Annotated in this window: 15 protein-coding genes; 6 read left to right on the top strand and 9 right to left on the bottom strand. The window is 41.6% G+C overall.

Going from position 1 to position 17,219, the window contains the following annotated elements; translation table 11 throughout:
* Positions 1-264 precede the first annotated feature (264 nt).
* A complete protein-coding gene (gene omp33-36, locus EXE30_RS00735) occupies positions 265-1,161 on the top strand; it encodes a porin Omp33-36 (protein WP_265937111.1) in 897 nt (298 codons plus the stop codon).
* Between the two features lie 123 nt (positions 1,162-1,284).
* Here the strand turns inward: omp33-36 and EXE30_RS00730 are convergent, their stop codons facing one another.
* Positions 1,285-1,935 carry a response regulator transcription factor gene (locus tag EXE30_RS00730; RefSeq protein WP_005194029.1) on the bottom strand — a complete coding sequence of 217 codons (651 nt, stop codon included), beginning with the start codon at positions 1,933-1,935 and terminating at the stop codon, positions 1,285-1,287.
* Positions 1,936-2,284: 349 nt separating this feature from the next.
* On the opposite strand from EXE30_RS00730, the gene msuE reads away from it, so the two are divergent.
* Positions 2,285-3,025: an FMN reductase gene (msuE, locus tag EXE30_RS00725; RefSeq protein WP_130160779.1), complete on the top strand. Its 741-nt coding sequence runs from the start codon at positions 2,285-2,287 to the stop codon at positions 3,023-3,025.
* Positions 3,026-3,052: 27 nt separating this feature from the next.
* Complete coding sequence (sfnG, locus tag EXE30_RS00720; RefSeq protein WP_130160778.1) at positions 3,053-4,156, top strand: dimethylsulfone monooxygenase SfnG; 1,104 nt, start codon at positions 3,053-3,055, stop codon at positions 4,154-4,156.
* Positions 4,157-4,244: 88 nt separating this feature from the next.
* On the opposite strand, the gene acs is transcribed toward sfnG, so the two are convergent.
* Positions 4,245-6,203 (bottom strand): acetate--CoA ligase, encoded by a 1,959-nt coding sequence (gene acs, locus EXE30_RS00715; RefSeq protein ID WP_130160777.1) that lies wholly within the window; start codon positions 6,201-6,203, stop codon positions 4,245-4,247.
* 451 nt (positions 6,204-6,654) lie between these two features.
* Here acs and EXE30_RS00710 point away from each other — a divergent pair, with 451 nt between their 5' ends.
* The gene (locus EXE30_RS00710; RefSeq protein WP_130160776.1) at positions 6,655-7,644 is read left to right on the top strand and encodes a mechanosensitive ion channel family protein; all 990 of its coding nucleotides are present in this window, start codon (positions 6,655-6,657) and stop codon (positions 7,642-7,644) included.
* On the opposite strand, the gene EXE30_RS00705 is transcribed toward EXE30_RS00710, so the two are convergent.
* The 5 genes from EXE30_RS00705 to prfB all read right to left on the bottom strand — a co-directional run bounded on the left by EXE30_RS00705 (position 7,624) and on the right by prfB (position 12,481).
* Entirely contained in the window at positions 7,624-8,334 is a 711-nt protein-coding gene (locus EXE30_RS00705; RefSeq protein ID WP_130160775.1) for a 16S rRNA (uracil(1498)-N(3))-methyltransferase, read from the bottom strand. The genes EXE30_RS00710 and EXE30_RS00705 overlap by 21 nt on opposite strands.
* Entirely contained in the window at positions 8,331-9,650 is a 1,320-nt protein-coding gene (locus tag EXE30_RS00700; RefSeq protein ID WP_130160774.1) for a 3-deoxy-D-manno-octulosonic acid transferase, read from the bottom strand. The genes EXE30_RS00705 and EXE30_RS00700 overlap by 4 nt, the downstream gene beginning before the upstream one ends.
* Before the next feature lie 126 nt (positions 9,651-9,776).
* Entirely contained in the window at positions 9,777-10,841 is a 1,065-nt protein-coding gene (locus tag EXE30_RS00695; RefSeq protein ID WP_130160773.1) for an alkene reductase, read from the bottom strand.
* A gap of 56 nt (positions 10,842-10,897) precedes the next feature.
* The gene (locus tag EXE30_RS00690) at positions 10,898-11,200 is read right to left on the bottom strand and encodes an ArsR/SmtB family transcription factor (protein WP_034595781.1); all 303 of its coding nucleotides are present in this window, start codon (positions 11,198-11,200) and stop codon (positions 10,898-10,900) included.
* Between the two features lie 185 nt (positions 11,201-11,385).
* Positions 11,386-12,481, bottom strand: a protein-coding gene (gene prfB, locus EXE30_RS00685; RefSeq protein WP_130160772.1) for a peptide chain release factor 2 whose coding sequence is annotated in 2 segments (ribosomal slippage) — positions 11,386-12,408 and positions 12,410-12,481 — 1,095 coding nt in all. Because the reading frame shifts where the segments join, the coding sequence is not laid out codon by codon here.
* Positions 12,482-12,894: 413 nt separating this feature from the next.
* Here prfB and EXE30_RS00680 point away from each other — a divergent pair.
* Positions 12,895-13,662 carry a putative porin gene (locus EXE30_RS00680; protein ID WP_130160771.1) on the top strand — a complete coding sequence of 256 codons (768 nt, stop codon included), beginning with the start codon at positions 12,895-12,897 and terminating at the stop codon, positions 13,660-13,662.
* A gap of 287 nt (positions 13,663-13,949) precedes the next feature.
* Positions 13,950-14,807, top strand: a complete 858-nt coding sequence (locus tag EXE30_RS00675) for a putative porin (RefSeq protein WP_130160770.1) — start codon at positions 13,950-13,952, stop codon at positions 14,805-14,807.
* 43 nt (positions 14,808-14,850) lie between these two features.
* On the opposite strand, the gene recJ is transcribed toward EXE30_RS00675, so the two are convergent.
* Both recJ and pdxH read right to left on the bottom strand, forming a co-directional pair.
* Positions 14,851-16,551, bottom strand: a complete 1,701-nt coding sequence (gene recJ, locus EXE30_RS00670; RefSeq protein ID WP_130160769.1) for a single-stranded-DNA-specific exonuclease RecJ — start codon at positions 16,549-16,551, stop codon at positions 14,851-14,853.
* A complete protein-coding gene (pdxH, locus tag EXE30_RS00665; RefSeq protein ID WP_130160768.1) occupies positions 16,552-17,208 on the bottom strand; it encodes a pyridoxamine 5'-phosphate oxidase in 657 nt (218 codons plus the stop codon).
* Between the last annotated feature and the right edge of the window lie 11 nt (positions 17,209-17,219).

Raw genomic sequence — 17,219 nt, 5'->3', positions numbered from 1 at the left:
CACAATGATCGTATTAACCAATAAACAAAATCTCATACAACACCCAAAAATGATCTTGGATCTTAGCTACAAATAATCATATCCAATTGTTAATTATAAAATTTAATAAAGGTTGACAACAAAATTCACTTTTGTTTGTTTTTTGAACAAACTTCAATTTAGGCTTCACACTTCGTCGGAGGCTTAGATTTATGACATTGACATCATACTTTGTTACAATACAATGAGTCCAACTTAACTCAATCACTGTTAAAGCTGGAAATTATTATGAAAAAACTCGGTTTAGCCACTGCTTTATTATTAGCCATGACCGGTGCTAATGCTTATCAAGTTGAAGTTCAAGGTCAATCTGAATTTTTAGATACAACTGTAAATGACAAAAACTTTACTGGTGCTGGACAAGCAACTTACTACTTCAAAGATGTAGACGCTTCTAAAGGTCCTTTAGCTGAAGCTGCGTTCTTAAACCACGCATCTAATGTTTCTGCTGCTTACAGCTATACTAAACATGATGGTGATGAAGTTGTAACTTCTGAAACTCAATCATATGGCGCAAAAGGTGAAGCTTACATCCCTACACCATACCTTCCAGTATATACAAGCGCATCTTATAGCCACACTAAATCTAAAGTTGACGGCGAAAAAGACAATGGCGATCGCTATGCTTTAGAAGTTGGTGCGATGCTTACACCTAATTTCTTAGTTGCTGTTGGTTATACCAGCATTGCTGATCAGTTTGCTTTAGATGCAAACAGCGTACTTTCAAGCGGTATCGTAAAATCAGTAGCTCAACCATTAGTGATTGGCGAAGACCAAGATGCAATTACTGCACGTACTAAATATGTAGGTAACATCGACGGTACAAACATGGCTGTAGGCTTTGAAGCTGGTCTTGTTTATGGCGATACAACTGCATATGAATTAAAGTCTGACCTTTACCTAACGCCTAAGTTAAGCGTTGGTGCTTCTTATGCAGAAGTAAGCGCAAGCTCTAACCCAGCAAGTGACAAATTCTCTCCAATCAAATCTGCTTGGGGCGCGAACGTAAACTACTTCATCACTCCAGCGGTTGCTGTTGGTGCAAGCTACGTAAATGCAAATGCAGTAAATGCTGACTTAGATACGCAAACTGTTGGCGTAAACGCGAAGTTCCGTTTCTAAGATTGAATCTATGCTCTATATAGAGCAGACGATACATCATAAAAAACCAGTTCATTTGAACTGGTTTTTTATTTTTAAAGATCAAAGAGAAATGAAGTATCTCACCTTTATCTTTATATTGAATTACATCTTTTTGTCTTCAATATTTAATGCACCAATGGCTAATACGGCTTGAGTACGGTTTTGTACCCCTAATTTACGAAAAATCGCAGTCACATGCGCTTTAATGGTGGCTTCTGAAACCTCTAACTCATAGGCGATTTGTTTGTTCAATAGCCCCTCAGCGACCATCATAAGCACACGGAATTGTTGGGGGGTCAGTGATTGCAGACGTTCTGCCAAAGCTGTCTCATCAGCAGCTCTTGGGTCAAAACCTGCATGTTTCGGTAAGCTTGGCGGTAACCAGATTTCCCCTTCTAACACATGCTTAATAGCTTCACCAATATGACTTGGATGTGATGACTTCGGAATATAGCCCATAGCACCATGTGCTATGGCACGCTGAATAATCGAAGCTTCTTCATGTGCAGAAACCACAATGATCGGAATGGCAGGATATTGAGCCCGCACATAGACCAGAGCAGAGAAACCCGAAGCACCAGGTAGATTTAAATCGAGTAACACTAAATCTGGTTCTGCACCCTGTTCTAAACGCTTATAGAATTCGTTTACATCAGCCGTTTCTTGGATCTGCGCTTGTGGCAAACTGTAACGAACCGCTTGAATTAAAGCATGTCTAAAGAGAGGGTGATCATCTACAATTAAAATATTCATAAGCGCTATAAGCAATCTGCTGTTTTAGTACGTCACTGTACGGTGTTTATTAAAATTAACCTATCTAAGCCTATTTTTAAATAAACCATTGGTCAAGCACTCTGACATTTTTTATTCCCTTTTCCAGTAAAATAAATCAGATATTCGTATAAATCACATAAATTAAAATTCAACATTCAAAATTTTGAGGAGAAACATAGAATTAAACCACTGTGAATTTCCAATGTTGTGCGATTGAGCGATATATCTTTAAATCAGATAAGCTTGCAGCATTTCCTTATTTTACTGTGGTACGACGATATAGATAAATAAAAGCCATTGGTAATGAACTTTTATTTAGGCAATCACTATGTCCAATCGTAATGCAGTTTCTACTCCCCTCAATATCGTTGCTGTTTCTGGGGGTTTAAATAGCCCATCAAAGACTGAGAGCCTCATCCAAGCCATTCTGGATGAGCTTGCAGAAGCCATTCATATCAAAGTACATTTTGTGAAACTCAGCGAGATCGGGCCGTTATTAGGTGGTGCAATTTACCGCAATCAATTACCCCAACGGGTACAAGATGACTTGGCTGCGGTAGAAGCAGCCGATGCATTGATTGTTGGCACACCTGTTTATCGTGCTTCATTCACAGGATTATTCAAACACTTCTTTGATTTCGTCGAACAAACAGCGTTGGTCGATGTTCCAGTTTTATTGGCTGCTTCAGGCGGCAGTGATCGTCATGCATTGGTGTTAGAGCATCAATTGCGTCCTTTGTTTAGCTTCTTTCAAGCACAAACCTTACCCATTGGGGTCTATGCAACTGATCGCGATTTCACACCAGAATATACCGTCAAAAGTGAACAGTTGTCTGATCGCGTGACCTTAGCCGTGGCACGTGCGTTACCGATTCTCGAATGGGCGCCAGCCAAAGGACAACGCGCTGCCGTGATCAAAGCCAAAACCGAACAGGCCAATCAAAACTTAGGGATTAACAAGCAGATTGAACAAGCAGAGGTTTTACCATCTGCGGCCGTTCCAGACTTAGATGCAGCCGAATCTCGCTTGCACCCCAAGTCCACAAAGAATTTAACCCACGTCGCATAAAATCAAAAATGTCTAGAGGGTAGAAAAATGACAACAACATCAGCAATTAAATTCGCTTATTGGGTCCCCAATGTCAGTGGTGGACTTGTGGTCAGCAATATTGAACAACGTACCGATTGGAGCTATGACTATAATATCCGTCTAGCACAAGCTGCCGAGAAAAGTGGCTTTGAATATGCACTGACCCAAATCCGTTTCACCGCAGGCTATGGCGCAGAAAATCAACATGAATCAGTCAGCTTTAGTCATGCGCTATTAGCCAAGACTGAAAAACTTAAAGTGATTGCTGCCATCTTACCCGGCCCTTGGAAGCCTGTACTTGCCGCGAAACAACTAGCGACTATTGACTATCTCACCCAAGGCCGTGTTGCGATTAATGTCGTCAGTGGATGGTTTCATGGCGAGTTCGATGCAATAGGCGAGCCGTGGCCTGAACATGATGAACGTTACGTCCGCTCTGAGGAATTTATTCGTACACTCAAAGGCATTTGGAGCACAGATGACTACAGCTTTGAAGGCAAATATTATCAATTCAAAAACTACACCCTAAAACCAAAACCTTTGCAGAAACCCTTTATTGAAGTGTTCCAAGGAGGGAGTTCACGTGCTGCGCGAGATATGGCCGCACGCGTCTCAGACTGGTATTTTACCAATGGCAATAGCATTGAAGAAATCAAAAAACAGGTCGACGACGTTCGTCACAAAGCCAAGCTTGCCCATCGACAAGTGAAGATCGGAGTGAATGCATTTATCATTGCCCGCGATACAGAGCAAGAAGCACATGCTGTGCTGAATGAAATCATCGCTAAAGCAAATATAGAGGCAGTCAATGCTTTTGGAGATGCGACCCGTGAAGCAGGTGCTGCTGCACCAGAAGGCGAAGGTAATTGGGCAAAATCAACTTTCGATGATTTAGTGCAATATAACGATGGCTTTAAAACCAATTTAATCGGCACACCGCAACAAATCGCTGAACGCATTGTGGCGTTGAAACATGTGGGCGTAGATCTTGTGCTGTCTGGTTTTCTGCATTTTATTGAAGAAGTTGAATATTTTGGAGAGAAAGTACTGCCTCTGGTGCGACAGTTGGAACAAGAACAACGAAATCAACTAACTGCTAAATCGGCTTAAACTTAAATGGTATTTTGAATAATAAGAAAAATAAAAGGTTGTGGCGCAAAAAACTACCCCCAAGACTCGGCTTGGGGGCTTTTTCTATTTATCCTTCAACACTGCTGGCTGTTGGATACACCGTTGCAATTAAAGCATCAACCACCGCTGGTTCAGCAAGGGTTGAAGTATCGCCCAAGCTATCCAATTCATTCGCTGCAATCTTTCTTAAGATACGACGCATGATTTTACCCGAACGAGTTTTTGGTAAAGCTGGCGCCCAATGCAAGGCATCTGGCGTTGCCACTGGACCAAGGACTTTACGCACCCAATTGACCAACTCTTTACGTAACTCTTCAGACTCAGAGACATCCGCTTGTAAGGTCACAAAGGTACAAATGCCTTGTCCTTTAATATCATGTGGCATACCAACCACAGCCGCTTCAGCAACTGCTTCATGGGCCACCAGTGCACTTTCAATTTCAGCAGTCCCTAGACGATGTCCAGAGACATTGAGTACGTCATCGACACGACCTGTGATCCAGTAATAGCCATCTGCATCGCGACGTGCGCCATCACCTGTGAAATAGCTATTTTTGAAGGTCGAGAAATACGCTTCAATAAAGCGTTCAGGATCACCCCAAATGGTGCGCATTTGACCCGGCCAAGAATCTTTAATGACAAGGTTACCTTCATTGGCACCTTCAAGTTCATTGCCTTCACCATCCACCAAAGCAGGCTGAACCCCAAACATTGGTCGAGTTGCTGAACCTGGTTTCAATGCAGTGGCACCTGGTAATGGTGAAATCAAAATACCGCCTGTTTCTGTTTGCCACCATGTATCCACAATCGGGCAACGGCCTTCACCGACCACTTCGTTATACCAATTCCATGCTTCTGGGTTAATTGGTTCACCCACTGAGCCTAATAAACGAAGGCTACTACGATCACTTTCACGAACATAAGCATCACCCTCTCGCATCATGGCGCGAATCGCGGTTGGTGCAGTATAAAGAATGGTGACATTGTGCTTATCAATTACATGGCCGATACGTGCCCAAGTTGGATATTGTGGAATACCTTCAAACATTACGGTTGTCGTGCCATTACACAACGGTCCATAAAGTAAATAACTATGTCCTGTAATCCAACCCACATCGGCTGTACACCAGTACACATCATCTTCTTTAAGATCAAACACTTCTCTAAACGTGGTATTTACATACACCAAATAACCACCAGTGGTATGTAATACGCCCTTCGGCTTACCTGTAGAGCCAGAGGTATACAGAATAAATAGTGGATCTTCCGCTTTCATCGGTTCAGGTGGGCAGTGTTCATCCACTTCCATGATTTCGAGGTGATACCATAAATCACGTGCTTCATTGAACTGAATCGGATTGCCCGTGCGATGTACCACAATTACATGTTCAACGCTATCCGTACCCTGAATCTGTAATGCAGCATCCACATTTTCTTTTAACGGAATGATCTTGCCACCACGCATCCCAGCATCGGCAGTAATGACTAATTTCGCTTGGCTATCGTCAATTCGGCTGGCCAAAGAGTCTGGTGAGAAGCCACCAAATACCACACAATGTACAGCACCGATACGCGCACATGCCAACATGGCAATCGCCGCTTCAGGAACCATTGGCATATATAAAACGACGCGGTCACCTTTAACTATCCCATGTTTCTTGAGAACATTGGCAAAACGACAAACTTCATCATGCAATTCAGCGAATGAAATGATTTTATGACGTGATGGATGATCACCTTCCCATATAATGGCAGGCTTTAATGGATTGTCTTTTAAATGACGATCCAGACAGTTAGCAGAGACATTCAGCTCCCCATCAGCAAACCATTCAATTTTAAAATTATCTGGGTCAAAACTGGTATTTTTGACTTTGGTAAATGGTTTAATCCAATCAATATTTTGTGCTTCTTCTGCCCAAAATGCATCAGGCTGTTCAATAGAATATTGATAGCGATTGAAATAGTCTGTTTCCGAGATTCTTGCCGTTTCTTTAAATTTTTCAGGCACTGGGTAGATTTCTTTCATAACTTATTACTTCCTTGGTCTTTTATCTCATACCCTAGATGTACACATCTATTTCTTGGGTATGCTTGTGCTTTCTTGCAGTATGGCGAGCATATACACGAGTAAACAATGCGGCTTTGGTCGTAGGAGTATTGTTCTTATACACCCAATCTAGTTTGAAAATTTATTTAAAATAATTTAAATTTGAACGACTTGTCGATGGTTTTTATTCTCAAAATTGATCGTTATTTTGATCATTGCCCCACACTTTAAGCGCGCGATTCATCAGAAATACCGACCATGAGGAACGTCTATTCAGCAACATTTTTTCCAACAATAATCATAAACGATTACGATGGTTTCGTTATAAAATAAACCGATAAAGCTGTTAGTAAATTTTTCATCCATGTTGGTCATACATTCATCATGATGGCTTTCTTGATCAACCTCCAAACGAAATAGAGACGTCCCCTTGGCAAACGAACAAATCAACTTGACGAGTGTCGCTAAAGATACAGGTACCCTGATCCAACAAGCAGGCACAAAAACCTCAGAAACTGTATTGGCGCATACTGAAAAATACCATGAGGCATATAGTGCTATCGATAAAATGGTACTGGTTTTTTGGGAACGCTTACCCTATATCGGCTTAGCCATTTTTGTCTTTGTTTTGTTTTGGTTACTGACCAAATTTTTTAAATTCTTTATCAATAAAACCCTCAGTAATCGCTCTTACACGCGACAAAACTTAGTTCTTGTTTTGCATCGCGTCGGCAGTACCTTTATTTTATTTTTCGGTTTCCTGATCGCACTTGTGATCGCGATTCCTGGCTTTACTCCTGGTCAATTAATTGGCGCACTAGGGATTGGTTCGGTTGCCATTGGTTTTGCCTTTAAGGATATCTTCCAGAACTTACTATCCGGCATACTGATCTTATTAGGAGAACCGTTCCGCATCGGTGATGCCATTATTGTCAATGGGATGGAAGGCACGGTCGAAGATATTCAAATTCGAGCCACTTTTTTACGCTCTTACGATGGTCGTCGGATCGTGATTCCAAACGCGACGGTGTATACCAGTGCAATCACCGTAAATACAGCTTATCAGCAACGACGCTGTGAATTTGTTGTGGGGATTGGCTATGATGATGATGAACAAAAAGCCAAGCAAATCGTATTGGATATTCTCAACAATGAACGTAGCGTACTGAGTCAACCGAAATTTTCGGTCAATGTGACTGCACTGGCGGACTTCTCAGTCAACCTTACTGTTCGTTGGTGGATTGATACCACAGAAACCGATATTCTGTCCTCTTCAAGTATGATACAAGCACAGGTTAAACAGGCCTTTAGTGCCCAAGGAATTAATATTCCTTATCCGATCCAAGAATTTAAAGTTCAGTCAAACCAAGTCGCTCAACTTCCAACAAACATAAAGCCTTCAGACAATCAGACGACCTAAAATATAAGAAATAGCGGTTTCTGTACGTAAAATACGGTTGCCCAAGCACATCGCTTGGCAACCATTTTTTTTGAGCAGCTCAATCTCATACGGGATAAAACCACCTTCAGGTCCTACGATCACCGTACATGTCTGTTGAATGGCATGCGGCATCGACTGGTCTGCATAAGGATGCGCCACATAGGCAGGTTTTTCGGCGCTAATCAAACTTGGCAGCACATCCTCTACAAAAGGTTTGAAGCGTTTATACATCTGAATTTCAGGCTCAACCGTATCGCCTGCCTGCTCTAGCCCCAAAGTGACATAGTCATTCAGTTGTTGCAAAAATGGGCTTTGCCAATAGCTTTTATCCACCCGATAACTATGAATCAAGCTGATCCGCTCTACACCCAGTGTGACCGCATCCATGATGATGCGACGTAAAACTTTCGGACGCGGTAACGCTAGAATCAAATGCACAGGAAGTTTTTCAGGTACGTCCTCCACCTGAATCGGTTTCAACACAATCCTTTGCTCTGAAATATTCAAAACTTCGGTGAGATAACGCTGACCATGACGAATACCGATTTTTAAAGTATCGCCTATATTCAATTGAACATGCTGTTTTAAATGTTGTAATTGACGTGGATTTTCAATCAACCATTGCTCTGCGCAAGCTGTTTGAGAGGGTTCAAGTAAAACGATGTTCATGATGCATCTGGTGCTTTCAAATAGTGATCGAGCAGTTGAATATGCTGTTGCAACGAACCTTGATTGCGTTGCAACACCACTTGAGCCTGTTCGATGAGTTGCTGACGTTGCTTTGAATCATCCAAACAGCCGAGAAGCTGCGCTGTCACCTGTTCAGCATTTTCCCCGACCAAAATCCCTCGCGCTATAACGAATTCATCGACAATGCTTTGGAAATTAAAATACCGAGGGCCTATGACCGTGGGCACATTCAACACCATCGGTTCTAAAATATTGTGCCCGCCACCGGGTTCATTAAGTGAACCACCAACAAAACACGCCTGACTCATGGCATACCACAACCACATTTCACCCATACTATCAGCCAGAAAAACTTGGGTATTCGCCTCGATACGCTGTCCTAAGCTGCGACGCTGCGTATCTAAATTTAGATTTTGGCAAACTTTATAGACTTCATCAAAACGCTCAGGATGACGTGGCACAACGATACAGAGTAAATTTGGGTTTGAATTTAAATGTTGTTGAAGCTGCTTCAGTAAAATTTCTTCTTCAGGCGCATGAGTACTGGCTAAAGTGATAATTTGCCGATCTGCCAATTGCCAATCTTGTTTTAGTTGTTCTGCTTGCTCAATAAAATCAGTTGGTGCGGTAATATCAAACTTAATATTTCCCACCACTTGACTCTTCGTTTGATCTAAACCTAAATCAACATAACGCGCTAAGGTGGCGGAATCTTGTGCCAACATCCACGTGAGTTGCTGCAACATCGGCTGGGTTAATCGTCTCACCTTGGCATAGCCTTTGGCTGATTTTTCTGATAGTCGAGCATTCAATAAAATACAAGCAATCTGGTGCTGCTGTGCTGCTGCAATTAAATTTGGCCAGATTTCAGTTTCGACTAACGCTAAAATTTTCGGTTGATACAGAGCAAAAAACTGCTTGAGTAAAGGCTTTTGATCAACAGGCAAATAGACGGCTTGAAATAAATCCAGATAAGGTGCTTTTAGAAACAGGGACTTTGCGCGGGCTTGACCTGTCTTGGTAGTATTGGTCACGAGCACAGGATGACCTAGTTTTAGATAATGTTCGATTAACGGCTGCGCTGCATTGGTTTCACCCACCGAGACCACATGGAACCACATTGCATGCAGATTTTTAGGCGGTTGAAAGGGACCAAAACGCTCAATACATTCTTGTTGAAATAGCACATCACTTTCAGCACGTTGTTTTATTTTCCAACGGTATAAGGGCTTAAGACAAGCCAGTAGAAGGTTGTACCAAAATGGGGTTTGCTGTGCTGATTTTGCCTGCGCCATTCGAGACCATGATTCACTATTTGATTTCAGTTCATTATGCGGAATTTAAACAAAAAACTCATGCCATTTTTTAGGGCTCATTGATATTTAACAAGCCTCAATGACATGAGTCTTTTTTAAAGCATGTTATGCCTCAAGCTTTTCAAATGCAGGATAGTCGGTATAACCCTCTGCACCAGCAGCATATAACGTTTGAAAATTTACCTGATTTAAGGGTAGATCATGCTCTAAACGGTCTAATAGATCTGGATTGGCAATATACGCTAGACCAAATGAGACAGCATCTGCTTGTTCAGTGGCCAAAATACGTTTCGCAGACGCTGGCGTTAATTTTTCATTGGCAATCCAAACACCATTAAATTTCGGACGTAAAGCGGGCATTAAACTATCTTCCGCCTCATATTCACGGGTGAAAATAAAGCCAACTTGACGTTGATCAAGTTGTTCAACCACATAACCGAAAGTCGCTAACGGATTTTCATCCGTCATGTCATGTGAGTCACCACGAGGAGCAAGGTGTACGCCGACCCGACCGGCACCCCATACTTCGATAAAAGCATCCACGACTTGTAACAATAGACGCGCACGGTTTTCAACTGAGCCACCGTATTCATCATTACGTTGATTGGTTCCACTTTGTAAGAATTGGTCGATCAAATAGCCGTTCGCTGCATGTAGTTCAACCCCATCAAAGCCAGCGGCTTTGGCAAGTTCGGCGGCATTTTTATATTGTGCAACAATCTCTTGAATTTCCTCATGAGATAAAGCACGAGGCGTCACAAATGGACGTTTAGGACGAAGTAAACTCACTTCACCTGCAGGCTGAATCGCACTTGGCGCAACGGGGATATCGCCATCCAATAAATCTGGATGTGAAATACGCCCAACATGCCAGAGCTGAACCACAATTTTTGAACCCTGCGCATGCACAGCATCTACAATTTTATGCCACGCCTGAGCTTGCTCTTGTGACCATAGACCTGGTGTGTTGGCATAACCCGCTGCTTTAGGACTAATCACTGTTGCTTCAGTAATGATTAAGCCCGCATTGGCACGTTGTTGGTAATACTCCACCATTAAATCGTTTGGAATACGCTCCGCACCACTACGTGCTCTCGTTAATGGTGCTAATACCAAACGGTTTTTAATCGTAAAGTCACCTACTCGTAATGCAGAATTTAGTTCAGCCATGATCGCCTCAACTTCACTTTTATCAACGTATTAAAGGTTGACCTTTAAATACGTTTTTAGAGTGTTTGTTTCAAATGTTCGATGTATTGCTGAATCAAAGCTTCATTACGCGTGAAATATGACCACTGTCCATATTTTTCAACTTGTATCAAACCAGCCTGCTGTAATACAGACAAATGATTCGACATCGTTGATTGCGCAACTTTTCCTAAACGCTCAATGTGCCCTGCACATACGCCGCGTTCAAAACTACCACCACATTGTTCAACGGGCAAAAATCGCTCAGGCTCTTTTAACCATTGCAAAATCTGTCGACGTAATGGATTGGCTAGGGCCTTGCTTATAACATCAATATCCATAGACTCACCACGTTTCTCAACAAGCGAAGCTTCGTTCAGCACCTAGAATCAGTATATCGAAATTTTTAAATATTAATATCTATTTTTTTCGATATTAATATCATGTTTTTCCGATTAACTGGTTTGTGCTAAACGAACTTGCCGTTTAAATTAATTTTCCAAAGTCTCTTTGTTAGGAAAGAGATTTATAGACCCTGCTTTAAACTTGCTTCGATAAATTTATCTAGATCACCATCAAGAACCGCTTTGGTATTTGAATTTTCCACACCTGTACGCAAGTCTTTAATGCGTGAGTCATCTAAAACATATGAACGAATTTGACTGCCCCAACCAATATCTGACTTTGAATCCTCTAAGGCTTGCGCAGCTTCATTACGTTTACTCATCTCTAATTCATAGAGTTTGGCGCGTAACTGTTTCCAAGCATGGTCGCGGTTCGCATGTTGTGAACGTTGATTCTGACAAGCCACCACAATCCCTGTTGGCGCATGCGTTAAACGCACCGCAGAGTCAGTTTTGTTAATGTGCTGACCACCTGCACCCGAAGCACGATAAGTATCCGTGCGGACATCGGATGGATTGATATCAATTTCAATATTGTCATCGATCTCAGGAGAAATAAACACGGCAGAGAAAGATGTATGACGGTTATTGTTACTATCAAATGGTGATTTACGCACTAAACGATGAACACCCGTTTCTGTCCGTAACCAACCATATGCAAACTCACCATCCACACGGATGGTTGCAGATTTAATACCTGCCACATCACCGTCAGACACTTCCATCAATTCAGCTTTAAAACCGTGACGCTCGATCCAACGCATATACATACGCAACAACATCGATGCCCAGTCTTGCGCTTCGGTACCGCCAGAGCCTGACTGAATTTCGAGGAAGCATGGATTTGGATCCATTGGATGACTAAACATACGACGGAATTCAAGATTGGCCAATGCAGTTTCAGCACTGTCTAATTCAGTTTGCACATCGATGAGTAGACTTTCATCATCCGCCTCAACAGCAAGGTCAAGCATGGCTTTGGCATCATCAAGTTGTTCCGCCAAACGGTCAAACACTCCAAGCGTATTTTCTAAACTGCCCTTTTCTTTGGCGATGGCTTGCGCGCGGCTTTGATCATTCCAAATTTCTGGGTCTTCTAACTCTCTTAAAACTTCTTCTAAACGCTCAGCCTTTAGATCGTAGTCAAAGATACCCCCGTAATGTTTGGCTACGATCAGATAAATCTTTCAATTGGTTTAAATACGGATTAATTTCCACGCGTTTTGTCTCACAATATTTTTTCACTCAATCGATTATTTTAACATAAGTGTTTTGTACTACACAGCCTCTGCGAATCGAACAAATTTCTTTATTTCTGATCTCAGAATAATCACTTTTTCTTATTGATTTTATGATTCTCAAATGACACATTTAGCGACAATAGTGTTTATGAATTACACGAAAAATACCAAAACACACAATGCCTCCCAAGTTTTAATAAATCAAAACATTAATTTTTATTTAAATTAATCAATTAATTAAGGAATACAAGTTACAAGCTACTTACATTCGTACTATCCGATTACCGACTTAGGATTGACGCAGGATGTTTTTAGCCTAGACTAGAAGTTGTAACAAAACATGTAATCAACATTCCTTTGGTTCATTATCTCAAAAAAAGGGGCATAACCATGAAAAAATTAGCAATTGCATCAGCACTTTTATCTGCGCTTGCAGTAACAGGAACTGCTCATGCTTATCAAGCTGAAGTAGGTGGTTCATATACTTATACTGATTGGGATGATTTCGATGGTAATCATAGCTTTGGTGTTGACGGGACTTATTATTTTAACCCAGTGCAGACTCGTAATGCACCCCTTGCAGAAGCAGCATTCTTAAACCGTGCTAGCAATGTAAATGCAAAAATTAACTATGCTGATAATAGCGGCGTAAAAAATTCCCAGTATAGCGCTGGTGTAGAGTATTTCGTACCGAACAGTGATTTCTATGTGAGTGGTCGACTAGGTCGTAGCGAATTAGAAGTAGACAAAACGCCGATTGACCAGAAAGTGACAACCTACGGCGCAGAAATTGGTTATTTACCAGCTCCAGGTTTACTACTTGCACTTGGTGTAGTCGGCTACGATGAAAAAGATGGTAAAGACGGTGCAGATCCAACCTTACGTGCTAAATATGTGACTCAAGTGGGTGGCAATGACATTAACTTAGAAGCATATGGTGCATTTGGTGATCTTGACGAATATCGCGTTAAAGGTGACTACTACCTTGATAAAACGCTAAGTGTTGGAGCTGACTACTACAACAATGACTTAACTGATCGCGATGAGTGGGGCATTTCAGCGAAAAAATTCCTCAACCAACAAGTGAGCTTTGAAGGTCGTGTTGGCTTCGGTGATGACTACAATACTTACGGTATCCGTGGTGCATACCGCTTCTAATACTTGAAGCTAAATACTTTAAATCAACAAACAAACAGCCTGAAAATTTATTTTCAGGCTGTTTTTAGTTTTATATCTTCGCAAAATAAATGCGCCCAACCTCATACATGCAAAGTCATACTAAATATAATCAAAAACTGAAATAATAAAAAATGTCTAATTAAGATGCCTAAAACAAAAATATAACTGACCATTTATTTAATTATTGACGTTTTTTCTTTTTTGATTAAACTACCGCTGTTACAAAATATTAATAAATTAATTATTTTAATGAATGGGGTCTCCATATGAAAAAACTCAGTTTAGTCACCGCAATTTTCGCATCTGTTTTTGCATTGAATGCAAATGCCTATCAAGCAGAATCAACAGTTTCATATGAACATATCGACATGGATGATGGCAAAGGCAATAGTGTTGCGATTACGGGTAAATACTATTTCAGCCCAATACAAACCCGCAATGCACCTTTAGCAGAAGCAGCATTTTTGAATAAAGCATCCAATATTGGTGGGGGTTTTGCTTATAACAAACTTGAAGATGATGAAGATCTAATAGAGTTACAATTTAATAGTCTTGGTGTAACAGGTGAAGTCTTTATTCCTGATACACAATTCTATGTATCGGGTGCCTTGTACCGTACCAACACCAAAGTCACAGTTCCATTATTCGGTTCAGACTCAAAAGCACATAATGGTTATGCGCTTGAGGCAGGTTTCTTGCCTATCAATGGTTTATTATTCGCAGTTGGTGTTGCTGATTTATCGAAAAGTTTTGATCCAGTACAACTTGCACAATATGGTTTTATTACCAATTTCATGAACTCTGCTACCGTTTCGGGCAAAGATGATGATACTGCAGTGACCTTACGTGCCAAATATGTCACTCAAATTGGTGATCACTATACTAACTTTGAAGCTCAAAGTTATTTCGGTGATGAAACCACATACCGTTTGGCTGCTGATCTTTATTTAGACCCAACACTCAGTGTCGGTATTTCATTTGCAGACTCTACTGCTGATGATTCAGATAGTATATTCAACATTCGCGCACAAAAATTCTTTACACCACAAGTCGCTGTTGGTGTTGGCTATACCACTATTGATGGCGCAGATTCTTTTGGCATCAACGGTACTTTCCGTTTCTAATTCTAAAAAATAATATAAAAAGTCGCTATTAAAAGCGGCTTTTTTATTGTGTTAAATGTATCACTTGCAATTGCAAGCTAGTATTTCCATTATAGATATTACGTTCTAGGGTATAAACCAAATCGACATAGCCCAACATCGGATTAAATTCAAAGCGATCAACTGCATTAAAAGCAATTGCATCAATTGCATGTTGCCCCAGTGAAACTTTTAATTTCAAATGTTGGTCTTTCAACCAACGATAATCAATCACTTTAAAACGACCTTCAAACTGAGGCAGTGGAAACTTTTGTCCCCAAGGTCCCAACTGCTCAATCCAGTCCAATGTAGACAAATGCAAGGCTGAATCAACCAACTCACCATCTGTCCACAAGGTCGCTTGAAATAGCTCTTTATCCATTTCAGCAATAGACTGGGTAAAGACCATTTTGAATTCATCAAAATGCTGTTTTCTAAGGGTCAAACCAGCTGCAGCAGCATGCCCACCAAAATGACTGATCAAATCTGGGCGTTGTTCTGCCACCAGTTCAATCATATCGCGAATATGAATCCCATCGATGGAACGTGCTGAACCTTTGATATGAATACCATCTTCATCTGGTGCAAACACTAAGCTTGGACGATAGAATTGTTCCTTCAACCGCCCTGCCACAATACCAATCACACCTTGATGCCATTGTTCATCAAACATCACCAACGCAGCAGGTAAATGCTCGGCTTCAAGCTGAATATGCTGTAAAGCTGTTAATGCTTGCTGCTTCATTTCAGTTTCGACTTGGCGACGTTCGATATTGAGCTGATTGAGTTGCTCTGCAAGTGGATAGGCCGTTGCCATATCTGGTGCTAATAAACACTCAATACCGATGCGCATACTCTCCATACGCCCAGCGGCATTAATTCGTGGTCCAATGACAAAACCTAAATCTTGCGCGCGCAATGTTGCTGCATCGCGTTTGGCAATATCCAGTAAAGCTAAGATTCCGGCACGACATTGTTGCTGCTGAATGCGCTTTAAACCAGTATCAATCAGAATACGATTGTTATAGTCCAAAGTTGCCACATCCGCATAGGTGCCGAGTGCGACTAAATCTAAATATTGGGTAACTTTACAGCTACTTTTACCCTGCTGAGTGCGAGCACTAGCTAGTTTGGCCAACACATAAAAAGCAACACCCACTCCTGCCAATGCTTTACTCGGAAAATCACAACCCAGTTGATTTGGGTTAACCACCGCCTCTGCATTTGGCGTCGCTTTTGTGGTCAAGTGATGATCGGTAATAATCACTTGCATTCCCAATGCCTGTGCTGTTTCTACCCCTGCGTGGCTGGAAATACCATTATCGACTGTAATCAACAAATCAGGCTGATAGCTTTGTTGTGCCAGCTCAGCAATCTTTGGTGTGAGTCCATAACCATATTTAAAACGATCAGGAACAAGATATTCAACCTGAGCCCCCATTTCCCTTAATACCAACACCATCAGGGCCGTACTGGTTGCACCATCGGCATCATAATCGCCGATAATGACAATTTTTTTCTGTTGATCAATCGCTTGATCAATCAATTCCACCGCAACATCTAACCCTTTTAAGTTGGGAGAGAGTAAATGCTTCAGCTTTAGTTCAAGTTCTTGCTCGGATTGAACCCCTCGTCTCGCTAAAATTTCAGCCATAAACGACGGCACGCCCTGAAATTGTTCAGGGCGCGTGAGAAAGGGTCTTTGTTGAATGTGTATCTTGGTCATTTATGGCATCAAGCGTTGGATAATCCAAAGTCCGTTTTGTTTTTCATAACTCAAACGATCATGTAATCGATTCGGTCGTCCCTGCCAGAACTCATAATAATCAGCCACTAATCGATAGCCACCCCAAAATTCAGGCTTAGCGAGTTCACCCTGTTCACCGATCTGCTGCTGCAAGTCTTGGAAACGTTGCTGTAATTCGTCGCGGCTGGCAATTCGTCCACTTTGCGGTGTACTGATATGGGCTGCAATCTGACTATCACGTGGGCGTTTGTGATAATACTCCGCTGACTCTTGTTCAGAAATCTTGATCACCTGTCCGCTAATCCGTACCTGACGCTCCAAACTCGGCCAATAAAATAACAATTCGGCAAAAGGATTCTCAGCAAGGTCTACACCTTTTTGACTGTCATAGTTGGTATAAAAGTCATAGCCTGCTTCCGTGGCGCCACGTAACAATACGGTACGCACATGTGGTCGCCCTTGGGCATTTGCCGTTGCCAAAGACATGGTATACGGCTCATGTAAATGTGCAGCTAGAGCATGATTAAACCAATTTAAAAACTGAAGATGTGGATGATCACTAATCTGTGCTTCGTGTAACTCACCTTGTTCATAACTTAAACGTAATTCACTTAAGTCTTTAATCACATCACTCATGCCGACTCTCC

The sequence above is a fragment of the Acinetobacter halotolerans genome (assembly GCF_004208515.1).
Taxonomy (GTDB): Bacteria; Pseudomonadota; Gammaproteobacteria; order Pseudomonadales; family Moraxellaceae; genus Acinetobacter; species Acinetobacter halotolerans.
Note: the sequence above shows the minus strand (reverse complement) of the source record. Positions and strands in the feature narration are given on the sequence as shown.

Excerpts from the sequence above, each read along its gene's own strand:
- EXE30_RS00730 (WP_005194029.1), bottom strand. The coding sequence starts at position 1,935 with ATGAATATTTTAATTGTAGATGATCACCCTCTCTTTAGACATGCTTTA.
- msuE (WP_130160779.1), top strand. The coding sequence starts at position 2,285 with ATGTCCAATCGTAATGCAGTTTCTACTCCCCTCAATATCGTTGCTGTT.
- sfnG (WP_130160778.1), top strand. The coding sequence starts at position 3,053 with ATGACAACAACATCAGCAATTAAATTCGCTTATTGGGTCCCCAATGTC.
- acs (WP_130160777.1), bottom strand. The coding sequence starts at position 6,203 with ATGAAAGAAATCTACCCAGTGCCTGAAAAATTTAAAGAAACGGCAAGA.
- EXE30_RS00705 (WP_130160775.1), bottom strand. The coding sequence starts at position 8,334 with ATGAACATCGTTTTACTTGAACCCTCTCAAACAGCTTGCGCAGAGCAA.
- EXE30_RS00700 (WP_130160774.1), bottom strand. The coding sequence starts at position 9,650 with ATGGCGCAGGCAAAATCAGCACAGCAAACCCCATTTTGGTACAACCTT.
- EXE30_RS00695 (WP_130160773.1), bottom strand. The coding sequence starts at position 10,841 with ATGGCTGAACTAAATTCTGCATTACGAGTAGGTGACTTTACGATTAAA.
- EXE30_RS00690 (WP_034595781.1), bottom strand. The coding sequence starts at position 11,200 with ATGGATATTGATGTTATAAGCAAGGCCCTAGCCAATCCATTACGTCGA.
- EXE30_RS00680 (WP_130160771.1), top strand. The coding sequence starts at position 12,895 with ATGAAAAAATTAGCAATTGCATCAGCACTTTTATCTGCGCTTGCAGTA.
- EXE30_RS00675 (WP_130160770.1), top strand. The coding sequence starts at position 13,950 with ATGAAAAAACTCAGTTTAGTCACCGCAATTTTCGCATCTGTTTTTGCA.
- recJ (WP_130160769.1), bottom strand. The coding sequence starts at position 16,551 with ATGACCAAGATACACATTCAACAAAGACCCTTTCTCACGCGCCCTGAA.
- pdxH (WP_130160768.1), bottom strand. The coding sequence starts at position 17,208 with ATGAGTGATGTGATTAAAGACTTAAGTGAATTACGTTTAAGTTATGAA.